Here is an 18,070-nt window from a genome sequence, read left to right as displayed (position 1 = left end):
ACTGGGGACCAAAAAAGGACCGTCAAACACGGCCGAGCGGTCCGCACGGTTGCGCCCGGCATTCGCTCGTCGCCGTGGCGTGCCTCACTTGCCGTATGACGCAAGGAACACCCGTACGCCGGCCGCGGCGTGCCGTCGAAGCTTCGCCGGTTTCGGAATCGACTCGTCACCCAACAGCATGGCCCTGTTCAATGGCTCGCCCATAATCAACCAATTGAACTGGGAAGCGGCGACGGCCGGATCATCGATCGCAAGCAGGCCGTGATCAGCCAAACGCTCGAACAACACTGCCATCGCCGCAATTGCGCGCCCGGGTCCGCCATCGAAGAGTGCCTTTGCCAGTTCCGGGAAGCGGCCGACCTCGCCGATCACCAGACGGCGCAGCTGCATGACGCGCGGCGTGAGCACGGTGGCAAGCTGTCGGTACGCATAGCGCTGAAGATAATCGGCAATATCTTCGCCCTCGGCGAGTTCGGGCATTTTACTGTGGACCCTATCGCTGGCTCGATTGGTCACGCTGCTCACGATCTCTACGAACAGCGTCTCCTTGCTCGGAAAATTCTTGTAGACGGTCTGTTTCGACACCGCCGCAAGCGCCGCGATCTCGTCCATGTTGGTGGCCAGATAGCCCTTTTGCAGAAACACCTCTGTAGCCGCATCGAGGATGGCCCGGCGCTTTTTCGCCGACCGTCCGTGCGGTTCGAGTTCTTCTGTAGCACCTGCTGAACGCGTCGTGGTCATGCTCCTGGCGTGTCCGCTGCCGATTGACTCATGGGTACTGGACCGTCTAGTTTGATTTGGACCGAGATGCAATGGGGAGAGATCGACAATGCACATCCAGTTCGCGGAGCTTCCAGTGTTCGACCAGGAACGCGCCAAGGCGTTCTACATCGATCACCTGAATTGCCGCATCGTCGCCGATCAGCCCATGAGCAATGATGGCTGGCGATGGATCGAACTCGGATTTCCAGGGGCCGAAACCACCCTCCACTTCCTAAGGCGCAAGGACGAAACACCATCTGAGGGGCCCGTCCTCGTGCTGGTTGACAACGAAATCGAAGTCACCGTTCAGAGACTCAAATCGCGAGGCGCCGAGATCATAGCAGAACCGCGCCCCGCGCCATGGCAACCGGGGCGCACGATCGCGGAATTTCGGGACAGCGAGGGCAATCGCATGATGATCACCAGCAGATGACGCACTCACCTATCATGACCGCAACTTGCTCTTGCGGTGGCGTCGAACTCAAAGCCTTTGGCAGGCCGATCGTGAGCAGTGCCTGCTACTGCGACGACTGCCGGAAGGGAGCTGATCAGATCGAAGCTTTGCCAGGTGCTGGCGCCATACGCGATCCCGATGGCGGCACCGCATACATCCTCTATCGAAAGGACCGCATCGAGTGCTCCAAGGGGGCCGAATTGCTGAGGGGTTACAAGCTTAAGGAAACTTCAGCCACGAATAGGGTCATCGCCATGTGCTGCAATTCAGCGATGTTAATGAACTTCGATAGAGGTCCGCATTGGGTCTCGGTATACAGAGCGCGGTTTCACGGAGAACTCCCGCCACTGCAGCTGCGGATTTGCACGAAGTTCAAGTCGGACAGCGATGTCATTCCTGACGACGTGCCGAGCCACCGGGGTTATCCTCTAGGGTTCGTCGTTAAACTTTTGGCATCGCGCGTGGCGATGTTGCTAGGTCGATAAACCGGCCGCCAGCCTGCGCGATAAGACATTCAGATAGGTGCGCAAATCGGATACAGCCTTGCCGCTCAGGGTTCAGGCCTGAACGAATTTCTGTAGGCGATCCGCCACGATCAGCCCTGCCCGGCTGTTCAAGTGCACGCCGTCTGTGTGAAATAGCCAGCCATTTACGCGGGCGACATCATCCGGACGCTGCCGCAGCACCAGTACGCGAAAAGCATCGCGATAGAATGGAAGAAAGATGAACGCCGTGTAGGCCGGCCAGGCGAGGCGCGAGCCGCCTCGGTGAGCGCCTCATGGAGCGGGACATAGCCGCAGCGTTCCTCGTGCGCGATGGCCGCCACGATCGCAGAATATTCCTTGATCCGCCGGTTGAGCTCGCTCTGGAACGGGTCGTCCGAATCCGGCGCTTCTTCTATCGGAGGGAGCGAGCAAAGGCCGATCTCCGCCGCCGTCTCGCGCCTCAGCCTGCGTGCTATCTCGGCCAGATTCTCGTGGAACCAATCGGGCGAAGGCGTGCGGGGCAGACGCTTCCAAAACGTAAAGAACCGCCGCACTTTGCGTGACACGAGCGTGAGAACATCATTCCCGCCGACCCAGACGATGACCTTGTCGGGACGACAGGCGAGCACATCCGGCAAGCGCTGCAGCGCGTTGTAGGCCAAGTCGCCGCCGACACCAAAATTCCGGAACTCAAATTGCCCGTTGCCCGGCCGCCGGCGGAGCTCCGCCATCCAATCGAATGCCTGGCCCTTGCCCGCCGTGCTGCTCGACCCGAGGCACGCCACGATTTTTCGTTGAGAATTCACCATCGTGACTCGGCCAAGCCAGAGTGAGAAATCGTCGCCTTATGCTCTTCCCAAAGCGGCCCAGTCATGAGTTTCAGGTCGGATTCCGCGGCGTTTTCCAACATCCATGGACAGGCATAATAATCTTCGATGCGATCGATGACGCGACCGGCGACATGGACACGAACCGGCCACGCGACCTGCCACCGGTCGCCTCGCTGGAAGAGCACGATCAGGACAGGCTCTCCGTCGATCGCCCCCAACTCCATGGTCCACGTCTCCGGGTTTCGCTCGTATTCGACGAAATAGGGAGAACTTCTGACCAGGCCGTCGAAGCAGTCGGCGACCCGCAACCGGGCATCGGCGCTGGTCAGGCTCCGCACGCCATCCCAGTCATGGCGGTTGAAGAGGTCAACATAGCGCTGCAAGAGCCGCGCGGTGTCGGGATCAAGCGGACGGTTCGGTTCACCGGCAGGTTCAGCGGGCAAGTCGGCGAGCTTCGCCCGTCCGCGGGAGAGCGCGGCTTTGACGCCCCCAACCGTCGAGCCCACGAGTTCTGCGGTCTCTTCCAGCGAATAGTCGAACACGTCCTTCAAGAGGATGCAGGCGCGCTCCTTGGGCGGCAAGCGGCCAACCAGCCGTTCGATGGCGCGGCGTGCATCGGTCGCTGCCGGCTCTGCAGAGACAACGCCGATGTCGTCCGAATAGCCGTGCTCCGCGCGCTCGCGCACATCGCGTCGCCTCAGAAAGTCGATGCAGCGATTGTGAGCGATGCGAAACAACCAGGGTTTTAGCCTGCGGGGATCATCGAGGGTCTTAATCTTCGTGTAGGCCTCGAACAGCGTCTCCTGCACGAGATCCTCACCGTCGAGGCGTGAGCCCGTCATGCGGGCGCAGTAGCGATGCAGTTGGGCGCGGACGCCTGACACCGTCTCGAGGAAGGCGCGATATCGCGCATCGAACAGGCCGGTCGGTCGCTTGGGCATGTCCTTCAGCTGCCACATCTTGGTTTCAATTTGCCAGTCATGCGACCTCCTGACCTTCAGCGCGTGTCTGCGGTTGCGGCCAGACCAAGCTTGGGGCGAACCCATTGTGCCAACCGCGCGATCGCGTCGTCGGCTTCGGGAGCGCGGCCGGCCATCATCTGGAACGAGTGCAGCATCCCCGGAAATACGTCTAAGCGCATCTCGACGCCGGCGGCTTTCGCGCGGTCGGCGAGCGCTCGGCTGTCGTCGAGCAGGGTTTCGTCTCCACCCACTTGCAGATAGATCGGCGGCAGGCCCTTCAGATCGGCAAAGATCGGGCTGGCGAGTGGATGCCGGGGATCGGTCCCCGCAAGGACTTGCGATACCAGCATATCCACGACCGCCTTCTGGAAGAAGGCGTCCTTCTCGCGGTTGCTTTCGTAGGAGTGCCCGCTCGCCGACAGATCATACCAGCCAGAGATGCTGAGGATCGCGGCCGGCAGCGGCCGTCCCGCATCGCGGAGTTTCATCGCCGCCGCAACGATCAGGCCAGCACCAGCGGAATCGCCTGCAGCTATGGTGTGCTTCGGCGCGACACCCTGCTCGGCGAGCCATTCGAACGCGGTCACGGCCTGCTCGATTTGGCGCGGAAACTTGCTCTGGAAAACGTAGTCGTAGGTAGCGAGCAGAGCGTAACAGCCGATCGCCTTAGCAAGGTGTCCGACCATCTTGCGATGGGTCCAGATCGATCCGCCGACATAGCCACCGCCGTGCAGGTAAAGCATGACCCGGTCTTTGGCCGCCGTTTTTGGCTGAACCCACAGCGCGGTCTTGTCGCCGACGTTCGTCTCGACGTAATCGACGCCGCCCGGTTCTGCCGTCAAAACGGACCACTCGGATGCTTCCTGTGGCGATTCTCGACCGCTGCGAAAAGCCTCCGCGAGCGTTTCGTAGTGTATCTTGTTCGCTAGGCTCTGCTTGCTGTTCATTTGTCACGCTCCAATTCGTCCAGGAGGGCGATGTTAAGGATGACCGTGCCCATGAACAGCTAAGACGGATGAACCCAGCGAAAGGATACGTGGCCGGCAGATGCAACGCCTCGCCGGTGGCAGTTGCCGCGGACCCCGGGTGTCAAACCCAGCAAGGCTAGGCTGCTCCACCCTTCTCTGTGGGACGTTCGTTCCAGACATTCGCCGATCGGCCAGATGCTTCGTCTATGCCGTCGCCGGGTGGCCGGGGGCTGGGACTATTGACTATTATCGCCGAGCCAACATCGCCTTAAACGTGCTGCTCTATCCTCTTCTACTCCGCACTACTCCTCGTCACTCCCACTCGATGGTGCCTGGCGGTTTGCTCGTCACGTCGTAGACGACGCGGTTGATGCCGCGTACCTCGTTGATGATGCGGGTGGCGGCTGCTCCCAGGAATGCCATGTCGTAATGGTAGAAGTCTGCCGTCATGCCGTCGACCGAGGTGACGGCGCGCAGCGCGCAGACGAACTCGTAGGTGCGGCCGTCGCCCATCACGCCGACGGTCTGCACCGGCAGCAGCACGGCGAAGGCCTGCCAGATGGCGTCGTAGAGTCCGGCCTTGCGGATCTCGTCGAGATAGATGGCGTCGGCCTCGCGCAGGATCTCCAGCTTTTCGCGGGTGATGCCGCCCGGACAGCGGATGGCGAGACCGGGACCGGGGAACGGATGCCGGCCAATGAAGCTGTCGGGCAGGCCGAGCTCCTTGCCGAGCGCCCTCACCTCGTCCTTGAACAATTCGCGCAGCGGCTCGACCAGCTGCATGTTCATGCGTTCGGGCAAGCCGCCGACATTGTGATGCGACTTGATCGTCACCGACGGGCCGCCGCTGAAAGAGACGCTTTCGATGACGTCGGGATAGAGGGTGCCTTGTGCCAGGAAATCGGCGCCGCCGAGCTTCTCGGCCTCCTCCTCGAACACTTCGATGAACAGCCGCCCGATGGTCTTGCGCTTCTTCTCGGGGTCCGACTCGCCCTCGAGCGCGCCGATGAAACGGTCCGAAGCGTCGACCAGGATCAGCGGCAGATTGTAATGCTGGCGAAACATCTCCACCACGCCTGATGCCTCGTCCTTGCGCATCAGCCCGTGGTCGACAAGGATGCAGGTAAGCTGGTCGCCGACCGCCTCGTGGATCAGCAAGGCCGCGACCGAGGAATCGACGCCGCCCGACAGCGCGCAGATCACCTTGCCCTTGCCGACCTGCTTGCGGATCGTCTCGACCGCGTGCTCGCGGTAGGCGCGCATCGTCCAGTCGCCTTCGATGCCGGCGATGTTGTGGACGAAGTTGCGGAGCAACCTGGCGCCGTCCGGCGTATGCACCACTTCGGGGTGGAACATGAGGCCGTACATTTTGCGCTCGACATTGCCGAAGATGGCGAAGGGCGAGCCCTCCGATTTTCCGAGCACCTCGAACCCCTTGGGCAGGGAGATGACGCGATCGCCATGGCTCATCCACACCTGGTGGCGCTGGCCGGGCGCCCACAGGCCCTCGAACAACGGGCTGTCCTTGGCGATCTCGACGAAGGCGCGGCCGAATTCGCGATGATCGGAGCTTTCGGCGACGCCGCCCATCTGCACGCACATCGCCATCTGGCCGTAGCAGATGCCGAGCACCGGCACGCCGGCATCGAAGACGATCTGCGGCGCGCGCGGGCTGCCGATGTCGCCGGTCGAGGCCGGGCCGCCGGACAGGATCACCGCCTTCGGATCGATGCGCTTGAACGCCGCCTCGGCCGACTGGAAGGGTACGATCTCGGAAAACACGCCGGCCTCGCGGATGCGGCGGGCGATCAGCTGGGTGAACTGGCTGCCGAAATCGACAATCAGGACGGTGTCGGGATGATTGGCTGTTTTCATGGCGAGCGTTTAGAGAAAGAAACGAGTCGGCGCAATGGGTTGCTGGGCGTCTGCCTCAATCCGATTCCGCTGTACCGTCTTAAATGCGAGCGGCTCTATCGATGCCTCGGTCCGCTCCGCGCCGAGCGACCGCAAGGCGCCCATCAGCGCCGCGAACCCTTCTGGCCGAGGCAGGCAACGTAGCTCCTCTCGATCTGGAGCGGGCAGGGTGAACTAGCGCTTTACTTCGATCGGCTTGCCGGCCAGATGCGATTCCAGTTGCGCGACCAGCGCGGCAAAGCGGGCATGCATGGCATCGAGTGCCGCCCAACGTTCGGTGAGCTTGTTGAGTCGATAACCGGGTTCGGCGCCGTTGCCCCTGATATAGGCTAGCAAATCGGTTTCACTGACATTAGCCGGCGCACCGCTGGCACACTTACGGAGCCAAGCCACGAAATCCCCGCCGCGTGCTTGCGCCGCCTCCTGTTCGCGCTGTGAGGCAGTTTTGGTAAGAACGTGACCGTATTTGGTGGCGAATTCGAGCGGTGTGCCCTCGAAATCCGGATCAACTTCTTCCGGTGTCAGAAAGTTGGTTTTCGGAATGTTGCGGCGGAATTCCAGCCCGCGTTGATAGATTTCCTCGGCGGCGGATTCCTTGGCTGCGGATCGCTTAGCAGCGGTCCGCTTGACGTGCGTGGCATTTGGCGGGCGCGCTTTTTCGGACGCAGTTTGAAGTCCGATTCTCTTATCCACGACGGCCTTTTCCAGTTCCGGCGCGTACTGCACAACGGTGCGGGCGCGGGCAAGCGAACCCGTAGAAACATCCATGATCAAGGCCGCTTGTTTAACGAAACGATTGTGACCGGGAAGGCTAGGATCACGCGTTGCGCTGGCAGGCATTTCTATCGTTTCTTGAAATTGAATTTGTTGCTTTAAATGCGCCAGCCTTGCCGCCGCGAAAGCCCGCCGCTCAAAGGTTGAATGTTGCCGCCGATAGTCGTTGAGCGAAACGGCCAGATCAAGCGCGCCAACATCGTTTAGCGTGCCGGTATTTTCAAAGCGCGGCTCAATGCCCGCCTCAATGCAGGCGCGGTAACGGGCGCGCCCGTCTAGAATCCTTCCCTGATAAAGCACGATCGGCATATGCATACCGTTGGCCCGGATATCGGCCACGAATTCCGCAAAATCCTCGCCGCCCAACAGAGGCCAGATTCCAGCGAAAGGATGGTCTAGATAATGAACAGCCATTTTGGTTCTGTCCTTGCGCGAAAAATGGAGGCGCATTCGCGCGCCTCCCCGTTGAACGTTTTTATGCGGCCTCGGCTTGTTTCGGCATGAAACGCGGGAATGTTTCATCAACCCTCAGACTGATTTTCTTGACCTGCTCGCCAGCCATCCAAGCATTGAATGCCTTGATGACATGCGCCAAGACCTGATGTTTCTGCATCGGCTCCTTGGCAACGCTGTTGAGTTTCAGGACATGCTGCAAACCCGCAATCGGGCTTCCCGCGCCGAATTCTTCACCCTCGGAACCCACGTCGTTCATGAACTCGTCGAGCGTGAATTCATCATGGAGGTCGAGAATCTTGACCGCCGCAAAGGCCGCGACATCGTTATGGCCTATCATCGCGGATGCGGAGGCATGCTCACCCGCCATCAACTGGGCGCCCCGGCGAATGTTCGGATTCGCCTCGACGTAGTCGATGAATTGTTTGGGCGACATGCGCGGAAGACGGTGCTTCTTCGTCGCAGTATAGGCTTTGTTTTCGTAAAGCTGGGCAATCATCACCGTTTGCGCCGTCAGAGCCGAAAGGCCATTCAGGCCCGCCGTGGCTAGCGCATCCTTGGCCGTGCGCGCCTTGACGTTATCGATGTAGGCGAAGGCCGATTTGATAGGCTTGCGCTGATTGACAACGTAAGTTGCGAACGGCACCCCGGAAAGGTAGCAAGCCCAGAGGCGATGCTGACCGTCTAGCAGCTTGCCATCGACATCGAAGATCAACGGCTGCCCGGTTTCGGGCCAATCCTCCGCGGCCATCTGTTCCGCGTAGTAGACAATGTTAGCTAATACGGCCTTGCGATTGGACCCGGCTGGATTCTTGAGCAACAGCCCTTCGGCCATTTCCGAAGTTATGATATGCCATCCATTGGCAAGCTTGTCCTCGTTTTCAGCTCGGGTTTTCCTCCATTCCTCAAACTGATCAACCAGGGCATAGAATGTGCCCGAATTGGCGGTTTTGAGGTCGAGATGGAATTTTGGCTCCCATGGTGTGGGCGCCGTAATGTTTTCGACGTCACTCATAAGTTTTACTCCCGTTGCCGCGCCTATCGGGAACGACGGCTGCCCGGCAGCCAGAGAATATAGGTTGATAGTGCCTATGCTACAAGGCTGAAAAAGCCTAGCCGTTAAGTTGGGTCATGGCCGCGTGCTGCAACTGTTTCACCGTAATTCGCTTCGTCGCCAGCAGGCGGGCGATCATGGCGGCATGCGGCGGTATCTGCCGCTCCGCCAGCGCCCAAGAGCGTACCGTGCGCGGGGCAACACTTAGCAATCGAGAGAAAGCCAGTTGCGAAAGTGGGATGGCGGCTAGGCAAGCGCGGAATTCGGTCGCCGTCATCGGGACGTAAAGCATCATGCGAATCGATATGTCATGGTTGTCACGATATGTAGGCGATACCGGCCTAACAAAAAAGTCTGGCGACATATCCGGGCTGGTTTCCGACTATCTATTTTGGGCGGCACAGGTGGGAACAAATCTGCATAATAGTTTTTGCTAAACCAATGAAAGCCGACATGTTGCCATGGCGAGCGTTTGGAGAAAGAACGAGTCGGCGCAATAGGTTATGAGGTCGCGGCCTTACTTCAATCCCGCGCCTTAGGCGATGATTCAAAACCGGATTGCGCCTGAGGCGATCGCCTGTTCCAGCAGTTGCACCGCCGCGGCCAGCTTCTCGTCGATGACGTGCAGATATTCGGTCCAGTCGCCAACGTGTCTCAGATCGGCCGCGCCGTCGGAAATGCCGCGCAGGCCGATAAGCGGAACGTCGAACAGCTGGCAGGCGCGCAGGCAGGCGAAGGTCTCCATATCGACCATGTCGGCGGCGATCGCGTCGTAGGCGGCGCCGGAGACGATTGCCGCCCCGGTCGACAGCGTCGCCTGTCTGACGCCTGGTATCCTGAACGGCAGCGGCACGCTTACAGGCAGGTCGAGGAACGGGGTGGCGCCCTTCTCGAACCCCAGGGGCGAGGCGTCCATGTCGCGGTAGCCAACCGAAACGGCCTGGTAGATTTCCGTCTGCTCCAGCGTCCGGCTGCCCGCCGACCCGAGCGACACGACGAGATCGGGCAGCCCCATCCCGGCATGCAGCCGGGATAGTTCGGCGCCGAGCCCGATACCGGCCTCGACCGGTCCGACGCCGGTCATCAGCGGCGTGAACAGCCGCTGCAGGTGTGGACCGTATTCGGCCTCCGCCGCCATGACGAAGAGAACGGACTTGCCGGAGATCGGGGTGAGCTCACCAGGTGTCTTGCCGGCCATGATCGTCCATCCTCCCTACCCGCTCCTCAGCCTTCGATGCCGTCGCGGCCGAGCACTGTCATCATCGTTCCGGTCATTGTGGCGATCAGCTTGGCCTCGCCGTCGACGGCGAACGCATAGGCTTGTCCGTCGGCGACGATGATGGTGCGGCCGGGCTTGGTCACCGAGCCGCGGAACAGGAAGCGCTCGCCCCTGCCGGGCGCCAGCAGATTGACCTTGAACTCGATGGTCAGCACGCCGGAATTTTCCGGCATCAGCGAGAATGCCGCATAGCCGCAGGCCGAGTCGAGAGCCGTCGAAATGACGCCGGCATGGAGAAAGCCGTGCTGCTGCGTCAGCGCCGCAGAATAGGGCATTTCGATCTCGATGATGCCGGGCGTCACCAGCGTCAGCTCGGCGCCAATCGTCATCATCGCGTTCTGGCGCGCGAAGGACGTCCTGACGCGGTCCTCATAATCGGGAGCAGGAACGATCTTTGCTGCCATGGCCGTCGCCCTTTGTTTCTCGGCAAATCTTATTGCAAAGGCATTTATCGCAGAGGGGTGGGCGGCAGGCAATCGCAAATGCTGCACTGCAGCATTCGGCTTAGCCCTGTATCGATGGCAACGATTCAGCCGGCCCGCCGCAGCGCGCAGAAGTAAAAGCCGTCGGTGCCGCTCAGCAATGGCGACAGCGAAATGCCGCCCGCGGCGCCAATGCGCATTGCCGCTTCGTGGCCCGCAAAACGGCTGTCCCAAAGCTGGCGGTGATCGACCGGGACAAAATCGGGATGGCGGTCCCGGAACGCCGAAACCTGGTCGCCATTCTCCTCGTCGAACACCGAACAGGTGATGTAGACCAGCAGGCCGCCGGGTTTGACGAAGTCCCTGGCGGCATCGAGGATCGTCTCCTGCTCGCCCTTGCGGGCGTCGAGCTGTCTTTGCGTCAACCGCCATTTGGCATCCGGCCGGCGCCGCCAGGTGCCGCTGCCGGTGCAGGGCGCATCGATCAGGGCGATATCCATGTGCTTGCCGAGCGGCGCCAGTTCGGCCGGCCTGGTGACGATCTGCACATTGCGGTTTTCCGAGCGGCGGATGCGGTCGAAGATCGGCGCCAGCCTTGCCTTCTCCGCATCGTGGGCGAAGATCTGGCCGCGATTGTCCATCGCCGCGGACAGCGCCAGCGTCTTGCCGCCGGCGCCGGCGCAGAAGTCGAGCACCTGCATTCCAGGCTCGGCGCCGGCCAGTTCGGCCGCAATCTGCGAGCCTTCGTCCTGAACCTCGAACCAGCCTTTCTGGAAGGCCGGTTCGGCCTGCACGTTCGGGTGCCTGCCGTCGCCTTCGATCGGCGGGATGCGGATGCCGTGCGGCGCGATCCGCGCAGGCTTGGCGCCGGTCTCCGCCAACTCGGCCAGCACCTTGCCGCGATCGGCCTTCAGCGTGTTGACCCTGAGGTCGAGCGGCGGGCGCGTCGCCAGCGCGGCACCCTCTTCCACCCAGGCCGTGCCGAACGCCCGTTCGAACAGCGGCATGCACCAGTCGGGGATGTCTGCCCTGACCGCCGGCGGCGCATCGGCAAGCCGGCGACCGCCGAGCGTTTTCAATTCGTCGGCGGTAAGCAGCGGCGGCGCGAACTTGTCGCCCTCGAGCGCCTCGTTCAGCGACTGCGCCGTCTGGCCCCATTCGAGCAGCAGCGCGCCGAAGCCGATGGCGCGCGGTGTGTCTTCGCCCAACAGCCAGCCGGCCGAGCGCTTGCGGCGCAGCGCGTCGTAGACGATGTTGCCGATCGCGGCGCGGTCGCCGCCGCCGGCGAAGCGGTGCGACAGGCCCCAGTCCTTCAGCGCATCGGCCACCGGCCGGTGGCGACGGCCAATTTCGTCAAGCACTTCAATGGCTGCCGCCAGCCGCCCGCCCAGTCTCATTGTCGTCTTCCATTATTCAGTAAATTAATTCTGGCCCTGCTCTTAGAGCTTTTCGTGCCCTGATTGAAACAGTTCTGTTTCGCCAACGGCGAGACGATCCATGCCGAGGGGTGACGAATGTGGATTGATGCATCGCGAGCCGCGGCCACCAGGCGGGCGCCGGCATGCGGAACGAACAATTCGATAAATATATTATACGTCTCTAATGTTCGTGTCCGGCGCTCACAAGCATAGCGGCTTGCGAAACTGCTCTGCTTTGCAAGTTTTCCGGTTGCGAATACTCTTTGCGCGGTGATTCGCGTCGCAGAAAAAGCGGAGCCGCGGGTCGATACGAGGAGAGGGCAATGAAAACTTATCTGGCGGAAGTTCTAGGCACGTTTCTATTGGTGTTCATCGGCACGGCTTCGGTGGTGACGGGCGGCTTCGGCGGCGCGCTGCCGCTCGGCCAGGAAGGTATCGGTCTGGCGTTCGGCATCGGCCTGATAGCGGCCGCTTACGCGATCGGCCCGATTTCGGGCGCGCACCTCAATCCGGCAGTGACGCTCGGTGTGTTCCTCGCCGGGCGGATGCCGGCCAGGGACGTCATTCCCTATTGGATCGCGCAGGTCATCGGCGCCATCATCGCGTCGCTGGCGCTGTGGATCATCGTCTCCGGACAGGTCGGCGGCCACACCGGTGGCTTCGGCGCCAATGGCTGGGACGTGACGAAATGGGGCGTCAGCTCGGCCTTCCTGTGGGAGCTGATCGGCACCTTCACCTTCGTCACGGTGATCCTCGGCGTCACCAACGCCAAGCACACGACGGCCTTCGCCGGCCTGGTCATCGGCCTGACGCTGGCCGGACTGCACTTCGCCATCATTCCGGTGACCGGCACATCGCTCAACCCGGCCCGTTCGATCGGACCGGCGCTGTTTTCGGGAACTGCGGCGATCGGCCAGCTCTGGCTGTTCATCCTCGCGCCGCTGATCGGCGGCGCCATCGCCGGCGTGGTCGCCAAGGCCGGTATCTTCGAGAAAGACTGACTTTTCGAAGGCTTCATGAAAAAGGCGCGGGTCGAGGCCCGCGCCTTTTTCGTTGCGTCGAGAAATATGCCCGGATCAGGCCGCGAGGTCGAAACGGTCGGCGTTCATCACCTTGGTCCAGGCGGCGACGAAGTCCCTGACGAACTTCCGCCCGGCGTCCGCCGAGCCGTAGACCTCGGCCAGCGCCCGCAATTGCGCGTGCGAGCCGAAGATCAGGTCGGCGCGGGTGCCGGTCCACTTGACTGCCCTGGTCTTGCGGTCGCGCGCTTCGTAGACCTCATCTGAGCCGGCGGCCGGATCCCAGATCGTGTTCATGGAGAGCAGGTTGACGAAGAAATCGTTGGTCAACGTGCCCGGCCTGTCGGTGAACACCCCGTGCTTCGACTGACCGGTGTTGGCGCCGAGCACCCGCAACCCGCCGACGAGCACCGTCATCTCCGGCGCCGTCAAGATCAGCAGCTGCGCCCGGTCGACCAGCATCGCTTCGACCGACATCGGCGGCTTGCCCCTGACATAATTGCGGAAGCCATCGACTTTCGGCTCGAGCGCGGCGAAGGACTGGACATCGGTCTGTTCCTGCGAGGCGTCCATGCGGCCTGGCGTGAACGGCACCCCCACGTCATGGCCGCCGTCTTTCGCCGCCTTCTCGATCGCGGCGACGCCGCCAAGAACGATCAGGTCGGCAAGCGAGACCTTCTTGCCGCCGGACTGCGAGTTATTGAAACCCTTCTGGATGCTTTCGAGTGTCTCGAGCACCTTGGCCAGCTGCGCCGGCTGGTTGACCTCCCAATCCTTCTGCGGCGCCAGGCGGATGCGGGCGCCGTTGGCGCCGCCGCGCTTGTCGGAGCCGCGGAAAGTCGAGGCCGAGGCCCAGGCGGTCGAGACCAGTTCTGAGACGGACAGGCCGGAGGCCAGGATCTTCGCCTTCAGCGAGACGATGTCCTGCTCGCTGACCAGCTCGTGGTCGATTGCCGGTATCGGGTCCTGCCAGATCAGCTCTTCCTTCGGCACGAGCGGGCCGAGATAGCGGACGGCCGGACCCATGTCGCGATGCGTCAGCTTGAACCAGGCGCGGGCGAAGGCATCGGCGAACTGATCAGGATTCTGATGGAAGCGCCGCGAGATCTTCTCGTAGGCCGGGTCGACGCGTAGCGCGAGGTCGGTGGTCAGCATCGCCGGCGCGCGGCGCTTGGAGGGATCGTGCGCGTCCGGCACGGTGCCTGCACCGGCGCCGCCCTTCGGCGTCCACTGATGGGCGCCGGCCGGGCTCTTGGTCAGCTCCCATTCGTAGTTGAACAGATTGTCGAAGAAGTTGTTGCTCCATTTGGTCGGCGTCGTGGTCCAGGTCACCTCGAGGCCCGAGGTGATGGCGTCGCCGGCAATGCCGGTGGCATGCTTGCTCGACCAGCCGAGGCCCTGCGCCTCGATGTCGGCGCCTTCCGGCTCCGGGCCGACCAGCGATGCATCGCCGGCGCCATGGGTCTTGCCGAAGGTATGGCCGCCGGCGATGAGCGCCACGGTTTCCTCATCGTTCATGGCCATGCGGGCGAAGGTTTCGCGGATATCGCGCGCCGCGGCCAATGGATCGGGCGTGCCGTTCGGGCCTTCCGGGTTGACGTAGATCAGCCCCATCTGCACGGCGCCGAGATGGCCCTGAAGTTCGCGGTCGCCGGAATAGCGCTCGTCGGCGAGCCACTTGGTTTCCGATCCCCAGTCGACGTCCTGCTCCGGCTCCCAGACATCGGCGCGGCCGCCGGCGAAGCCGAAGGTCTTGAAGCCCATCGATTCCAGCGCGACGTTGCCGGTGAGGATCAACAGGTCGGCCCAGGAGATTTTCCTGCCGTATTTCTGCTTGACCGGCCACAGCAGCCGGCGCGCCTTGTCGAGATTGGCGTTGTCCGGCCAGCTGTTGAGCGGCGCGAAACGCTGCTGGCCGGCGCCGGCGCCGCCACGGCCGTCGCCGATGCGATAGGTACCGGCGCTGTGCCAGGCCATGCGGATGAAGAGCGGGCCGTAATGGCCGAAATCGGCCGGCCACCAATCCTGCGAATCGGTCATCACCTGGTGCAGATCCCTGATCACCGCATCGAGATCGAGACTCTTGAATTCCTTGGCGTAGTCGAAGTCCTCGTCCATCGGGTCCGACAGGCTGGACTGCTGATGGAGGACGCCAAGGTCAAGCTGGTTCGGCCACCAGTCACGGTTGCTTCTCCTGGCCGATCCATGTGGGACCGGGCATTTGCCGGCGCTGTTGTCGTCGGTTTTCGCGTCCATCTTTGCCTCCGATTTGTTGATTTTTCGGGATTTTGTTGATTTTCCGGGCAGGGCCGGCGGCCGCGCCATCCTGGAATGGTTCCAGACTAGCCCGCCCAGCCGATAAAGACAAATTGCCTTTGCTGTTTATTCTGATAGGTTTTCCTTATGATCGGTTTAACCGTCCGGCAGATGCATTATTTCGAGGCGCTGGCGCAGACGCTGCATTTCGGCCGTGCCGCAAAACTCGCCGGCGTCAGCCAGCCGGCGCTGTCTTCGCAGATCGCCCAGATGGAGCTGCGGCTGAATTGCCGTCTGTTCGAGCGCGGCGGAAAGGTGGTGCGGATGACCGACGAGGCCGTGGCCCTGCTGCCGCGCATCGAGCGCATTCTTGCCGACGTCCGCGACGTCGAGGCGACGGCCCGGCGCGGCCGCCCGGCGCTGGAAGGCCGCTTCCGGCTCGGCATCATCCCGACGGTGGCGCCCTATCTCTTGCCGCATGTGCTGCCGGAGCTGAAACGGCATTTCCCGGCCTTGCAGCTGGAACTGCGCGAAGCGGTGACCGCCTCGCTGGTCGAGGACACCAGTTCGGGTAAGCTCGACGCCTTCGTCGCGGCGCTGCCTCTCGACTACCCAGGCCTGATTACCGAGGAACTTTTCTCCGACCGGTTCTTCCTGGCCGTGCCGGCCGGCGATCCCGCCTTCGCCTCGCCGCCGGTGCCACCGGAGAGCCCGGCACTGGAGCGGCTGATGCTGCTGGAGGAAGGCCATTGCCTGCGCGAACAGGCGCTCGCCGTGTGCGGCAACGTGCGGCCGGTGGCGATGGCAAGCTATGGCGCGACCAGCCTGACGACGCTCTTACAGATGGTGGCGCACGGGCTCGGCGTCACGCTCATCCCGGAAATGGCGGCAGGGCCGGCCAGCACTATCCCCGATTTGAAGATCGTGCCGTTCCAGGAACCGATGCCGCAACGCACGATCTGCCTCGCCTGGCGGCGCAACAAGGTCCGGCACGACGAGTGCGTCGAACTGGCGAAGATCATTCGCGGGCTGGATGCGGCGGTGCTGGCGGCTTGAGCGGCGGGTCAAGGATCCGGTTTTAGCCCCGAAGCCAACCTGCAAGAAAACGGCTTCAATCCTTTTCCCAGGCTGCGAGCAACGGGCCGTTGCTTCCATAGACAGGGTCCTTGCGCGGACGGCCGACCCTGGGGATCGTGACGACCGCTTTGGCATGGTCGGCGGCGGTCGTACACAGGTCATAGGTGCCGGATGGAGGATAGGCGCCGACAACCAGAAAATCGTCGGATGCGGAAAGACGCTGGTGCCCGGTGCCGGCCGGAAGCACCGCGACGTCGCCGGCCTTCAGCGACAGCGTCCGCCCCTTGCTGCCGCCAAAGCGGACCTTGGCCGTGCCGCGCGCAACGCCCAGCACCTCGTGTATCCGCGAATGGTAGTGGACGTAACCGTAGATGCCGTTGCGCCAGCTATCGCCCCAGCCATTTGCCTCGAAAAGCGCCTCGATGACAGCCGCCGGATCGAAGTCTTCGGGCAGCGTCACGGCACCGCGATAGACGACCAGCGGCCAGAACGGATGGTTGGGCACCAGGCCATCATCGCTGAACCGAAACTCGTTCGGTTTGCGCGGCCTCAGGAGGTCGGCGACCTCTCGCCGGCCCGGCCTGGCGACGCCGGTGACCTGCCCGACGGCTTTCTTCGTGGTTTGCAAAATGCTCATGACGTGGCCTTGCGCTGGTCGGAAGTTTCATGCGGGTTAACTGGCTGCATGGCGGTCGGTTCCGCTGAGGGCAGAGTTCCGCGATCTGTACGGTCGGCATTTGACGTCCGGGCACATCGAAGCCGCCCAAGTTTCAAGACTTGAACACCGCGAGCATGTGAAGATCCAATCGGTCCCGCCGCTGTGTCGTCCCATGGCACGGATGAGACGATTACATTGTTTTACCACAGCGCTCGCGACAGCTCGCGAAACGGGCGACCCGCAGAGGCTTTTTTCGTGTTATGATGCACTTGCAACGCGCGTAATCTCGACCTCGGCAATATGGCAAAGGTCGAACGCATTTTTGCCCTGGCGTTGCCCAGCATGGACTCAACTCCGGATGGCTGGGTGTGCTTATCCGGGGCGAGGAGGTTGTCCATGTCCACGAGTAATGTCGAACGCCCGCTCCAGCCGGGCGACCGGGCGCCGAATATTATTCTCGATGCGATCTCCCGCGAAGGCAAGATCGCGCTCGACGATTTTCGAGGCCGTAGCCCGTTGTTGATCGGTTTGTTCCGAGGCCTGCACTGTCCGTTCTGCCGGCGCCATGTCGCGGCGATGGCGCAACTTAAGCCGGCCCTGCGTGAGAAAGGCGTCGAATGCCTGGCGGTGGTCAATACGCCAGTCGAGCGGGCGCGGCTCTATTTCCGTTACCACCCGGCACCCGATCTTCTCGCCGCATCCGACCCGGAGCGGGCCTCGCACCGTGCTTTCGGCTTGCGCGAGGTCGGGATGGACACGGTCATGGCGATCCGTATCGATCTGCCGGGCGAGTTGCCCGAGCCTATGGACGTCATGGCAATGTACGAGTTTCTTAACAAGAAGGAAGGATATGAGATTACGGGAGCCGACCAGCAGGCGATGGCTTCCGGCCAGGGGCAGCTTGTCGGTCAGTTCCTAATCGACCGGGCGGGCATCGTACGCTGGAACTTCACTGAAGTTCTGGAGGATGGCCTCAATACCTTCAAGGCGCCGAATCCGGAGGAATTGATGTCAGCGGCTTCCCAAGTTGCACATTGATGGGCTGCGGAAATAGGCGGCTGACAACTCGCTCGACGACCGCGCCCTTCCCGCTCACTACCGGGGAACGGCCGTCCTGGGTCAGAACCTGAGGATCGTGGATGACCGCTTCGCGCCCAATGCACGAACCCGCTTCGCGGGAGAGGCGCCTCGTTCTGAGATGGCGCGACTGCCATTTTGACTTGAGCGGGTAGAGGGGTCGATCTGACCATGGAGTTCCCTTCAACGAGAGGAACTCGCCATGGCT

18 protein-coding genes are annotated in these 18,070 nt (G+C 62.3%); 5 read left to right on the top strand and 13 right to left on the bottom strand.

Annotated features, from left to right (window positions below; all coding sequences use genetic code 11):
• Positions 1-84 precede the first annotated feature (84 nt).
• A complete protein-coding gene (locus tag NKI08_RS21370) occupies positions 85-741 on the bottom strand; it encodes a TetR/AcrR family transcriptional regulator (RefSeq protein WP_352473464.1) in 657 nt (218 codons plus the stop codon).
• 88 nt (positions 742-829) lie between these two features.
• On the opposite strand from NKI08_RS21370, the gene NKI08_RS21365 reads away from it, so the two are divergent.
• The gene (locus tag NKI08_RS21365) at positions 830-1,195 is read left to right on the top strand and encodes a VOC family protein (RefSeq protein ID WP_352473465.1); all 366 of its coding nucleotides are present in this window, start codon (positions 830-832) and stop codon (positions 1,193-1,195) included.
• Positions 1,123-1,701, top strand: coding sequence for a GFA family protein (locus tag NKI08_RS34720; protein ID WP_502898637.1), 579 nt, complete (start codon positions 1,123-1,125; stop codon positions 1,699-1,701). The genes NKI08_RS21365 and NKI08_RS34720 overlap by 73 nt, the downstream gene beginning before the upstream one ends.
• Positions 1,702-1,865: 164 nt before the next feature.
• Here the strand turns inward: NKI08_RS34720 and NKI08_RS21360 are convergent, their stop codons facing one another.
• From NKI08_RS21360 to NKI08_RS21315, 10 genes are all read right to left on the bottom strand, one after another.
• The gene (locus tag NKI08_RS21360; protein WP_352473466.1) at positions 1,866-2,510 is read right to left on the bottom strand and encodes an SGNH/GDSL hydrolase family protein; all 645 of its coding nucleotides are present in this window, start codon (positions 2,508-2,510) and stop codon (positions 1,866-1,868) included.
• Positions 2,504-3,472: an RNA polymerase sigma factor gene (locus tag NKI08_RS21355; protein ID WP_352772069.1), complete on the bottom strand. Its 969-nt coding sequence runs from the start codon at positions 3,470-3,472 to the stop codon at positions 2,504-2,506. Before NKI08_RS21355 ends, NKI08_RS21360 begins: the two co-directional genes overlap by 7 nt.
• Positions 3,473-3,528: 56 nt before the next feature.
• Positions 3,529-4,440, bottom strand: a complete 912-nt coding sequence (locus NKI08_RS21350) for an alpha/beta hydrolase (protein ID WP_352772001.1) — start codon at positions 4,438-4,440, stop codon at positions 3,529-3,531.
• A 333-nt stretch (positions 4,441-4,773) separates the two neighbouring features.
• Positions 4,774-6,336 (bottom strand): glutamine-hydrolyzing GMP synthase, encoded by a 1,563-nt coding sequence (gene guaA, locus NKI08_RS21345; RefSeq protein ID WP_352473470.1) that lies wholly within the window; start codon positions 6,334-6,336, stop codon positions 4,774-4,776.
• Positions 6,337-6,549: 213 nt separating this feature from the next.
• A complete protein-coding gene (locus tag NKI08_RS21340) occupies positions 6,550-7,599 on the bottom strand; it encodes a hypothetical protein (protein WP_352771999.1) in 1,050 nt (349 codons plus the stop codon).
• Between the two features lie 25 nt (positions 7,600-7,624).
• Entirely contained in the window at positions 7,625-8,617 is a 993-nt protein-coding gene (locus tag NKI08_RS21335; RefSeq protein ID WP_352771997.1) for a hypothetical protein, read from the bottom strand.
• A 97-nt stretch (positions 8,618-8,714) separates the two neighbouring features.
• Positions 8,715-8,951: a helix-turn-helix domain-containing protein gene (locus tag NKI08_RS21330; RefSeq protein ID WP_352473475.1), complete on the bottom strand. Its 237-nt coding sequence runs from the start codon at positions 8,949-8,951 to the stop codon at positions 8,715-8,717.
• 252 nt (positions 8,952-9,203) lie between these two features.
• Positions 9,204-9,854 carry a 5'-methylthioadenosine/S-adenosylhomocysteine nucleosidase gene (locus NKI08_RS21325; RefSeq protein ID WP_352473476.1) on the bottom strand — a complete coding sequence of 217 codons (651 nt, stop codon included), beginning with the start codon at positions 9,852-9,854 and terminating at the stop codon, positions 9,204-9,206.
• 26 nt (positions 9,855-9,880) lie between these two features.
• Positions 9,881-10,339 (bottom strand): PaaI family thioesterase, encoded by a 459-nt coding sequence (locus NKI08_RS21320; protein WP_023677140.1) that lies wholly within the window; start codon positions 10,337-10,339, stop codon positions 9,881-9,883.
• A 125-nt stretch (positions 10,340-10,464) separates the two neighbouring features.
• Entirely contained in the window at positions 10,465-11,754 is a 1,290-nt protein-coding gene (locus NKI08_RS21315) for an RsmB/NOP family class I SAM-dependent RNA methyltransferase (RefSeq protein ID WP_352473477.1), read from the bottom strand.
• 344 nt (positions 11,755-12,098) lie between these two features.
• Between NKI08_RS21315 and NKI08_RS21310 the strand changes: the two genes are divergently transcribed.
• The gene (locus NKI08_RS21310) at positions 12,099-12,776 is read left to right on the top strand and encodes an MIP/aquaporin family protein (RefSeq protein WP_352771994.1); all 678 of its coding nucleotides are present in this window, start codon (positions 12,099-12,101) and stop codon (positions 12,774-12,776) included.
• A gap of 75 nt (positions 12,777-12,851) precedes the next feature.
• Here NKI08_RS21310 and katG read toward each other — a convergent pair whose 3' ends face one another.
• Entirely contained in the window at positions 12,852-15,050 is a 2,199-nt protein-coding gene (gene katG, locus NKI08_RS21305) for a catalase/peroxidase HPI (RefSeq protein WP_352473478.1), read from the bottom strand.
• Between the two features lie 147 nt (positions 15,051-15,197).
• Between katG and NKI08_RS21300 the strand changes: the two genes are divergently transcribed.
• Entirely contained in the window at positions 15,198-16,106 is a 909-nt protein-coding gene (locus tag NKI08_RS21300; protein ID WP_352771992.1) for a hydrogen peroxide-inducible genes activator, read from the top strand.
• Positions 16,107-16,161: 55 nt separating this feature from the next.
• Here NKI08_RS21300 and NKI08_RS21295 read toward each other — a convergent pair whose 3' ends face one another.
• A complete protein-coding gene (locus NKI08_RS21295) occupies positions 16,162-16,764 on the bottom strand; it encodes a cupin domain-containing protein (protein WP_352771991.1) in 603 nt (200 codons plus the stop codon).
• 417 nt (positions 16,765-17,181) lie between these two features.
• On the opposite strand from NKI08_RS21295, the gene NKI08_RS21290 reads away from it, so the two are divergent.
• Positions 17,182-17,823, top strand: a complete 642-nt coding sequence (locus NKI08_RS21290) for a peroxiredoxin-like family protein (protein ID WP_352473491.1) — start codon at positions 17,182-17,184, stop codon at positions 17,821-17,823.
• Positions 17,824-18,070: the final 247 nt, after the last annotated feature.

Origin of the sequence: Mesorhizobium sp. M0768, from assembly GCF_040320195.1 — a bacterium.
Classification (GTDB): Bacteria; Pseudomonadota; Alphaproteobacteria; order Rhizobiales; family Rhizobiaceae; genus Mesorhizobium.
This window is presented reverse-complemented; position numbering and strand designations above follow the sequence as displayed.

What these genes read in the sequence shown, in the direction of transcription:
- NKI08_RS21370 (WP_352473464.1), bottom strand. Translation starts at nt 741, where the DNA reads ATGACCACGACGCGTTCAGCAGGTGCTACAGAAGAACTCGAACCGCAC.
- NKI08_RS21365 (WP_352473465.1), top strand. Translation starts at nt 830, where the DNA reads ATGCACATCCAGTTCGCGGAGCTTCCAGTGTTCGACCAGGAACGCGCC.
- NKI08_RS34720 (WP_502898637.1), top strand. Translation starts at nt 1,123, where the DNA reads ATGGCAACCGGGGCGCACGATCGCGGAATTTCGGGACAGCGAGGGCAA.
- NKI08_RS21360 (WP_352473466.1), bottom strand. Translation starts at nt 2,510, where the DNA reads ATGGTGAATTCTCAACGAAAAATCGTGGCGTGCCTCGGGTCGAGCAGC.
- NKI08_RS21355 (WP_352772069.1), bottom strand. Translation starts at nt 3,472, where the DNA reads ATGCCCAAGCGACCGACCGGCCTGTTCGATGCGCGATATCGCGCCTTC.
- NKI08_RS21350 (WP_352772001.1), bottom strand. Translation starts at nt 4,440, where the DNA reads ATGAACAGCAAGCAGAGCCTAGCGAACAAGATACACTACGAAACGCTC.
- guaA (WP_352473470.1), bottom strand. Translation starts at nt 6,336, where the DNA reads ATGAAAACAGCCAATCATCCCGACACCGTCCTGATTGTCGATTTCGGC.
- NKI08_RS21340 (WP_352771999.1), bottom strand. Translation starts at nt 7,599, where the DNA reads ATGCGCCTCCATTTTTCGCGCAAGGACAGAACCAAAATGGCTGTTCAT.
- NKI08_RS21335 (WP_352771997.1), bottom strand. Translation starts at nt 8,617, where the DNA reads ATGAGTGACGTCGAAAACATTACGGCGCCCACACCATGGGAGCCAAAA.
- NKI08_RS21330 (WP_352473475.1), bottom strand. Translation starts at nt 8,951, where the DNA reads ATGATGCTTTACGTCCCGATGACGGCGACCGAATTCCGCGCTTGCCTA.
- NKI08_RS21325 (WP_352473476.1), bottom strand. Translation starts at nt 9,854, where the DNA reads ATGGCCGGCAAGACACCTGGTGAGCTCACCCCGATCTCCGGCAAGTCC.
- NKI08_RS21320 (WP_023677140.1), bottom strand. Translation starts at nt 10,339, where the DNA reads ATGGCAGCAAAGATCGTTCCTGCTCCCGATTATGAGGACCGCGTCAGG.
- NKI08_RS21315 (WP_352473477.1), bottom strand. Translation starts at nt 11,754, where the DNA reads ATGAGACTGGGCGGGCGGCTGGCGGCAGCCATTGAAGTGCTTGACGAA.
- NKI08_RS21310 (WP_352771994.1), top strand. Translation starts at nt 12,099, where the DNA reads ATGAAAACTTATCTGGCGGAAGTTCTAGGCACGTTTCTATTGGTGTTC.
- katG (WP_352473478.1), bottom strand. Translation starts at nt 15,050, where the DNA reads ATGGACGCGAAAACCGACGACAACAGCGCCGGCAAATGCCCGGTCCCA.
- NKI08_RS21300 (WP_352771992.1), top strand. Translation starts at nt 15,198, where the DNA reads ATGATCGGTTTAACCGTCCGGCAGATGCATTATTTCGAGGCGCTGGCG.
- NKI08_RS21295 (WP_352771991.1), bottom strand. Translation starts at nt 16,764, where the DNA reads ATGAGCATTTTGCAAACCACGAAGAAAGCCGTCGGGCAGGTCACCGGC.
- NKI08_RS21290 (WP_352473491.1), top strand. Translation starts at nt 17,182, where the DNA reads ATGTCCACGAGTAATGTCGAACGCCCGCTCCAGCCGGGCGACCGGGCG.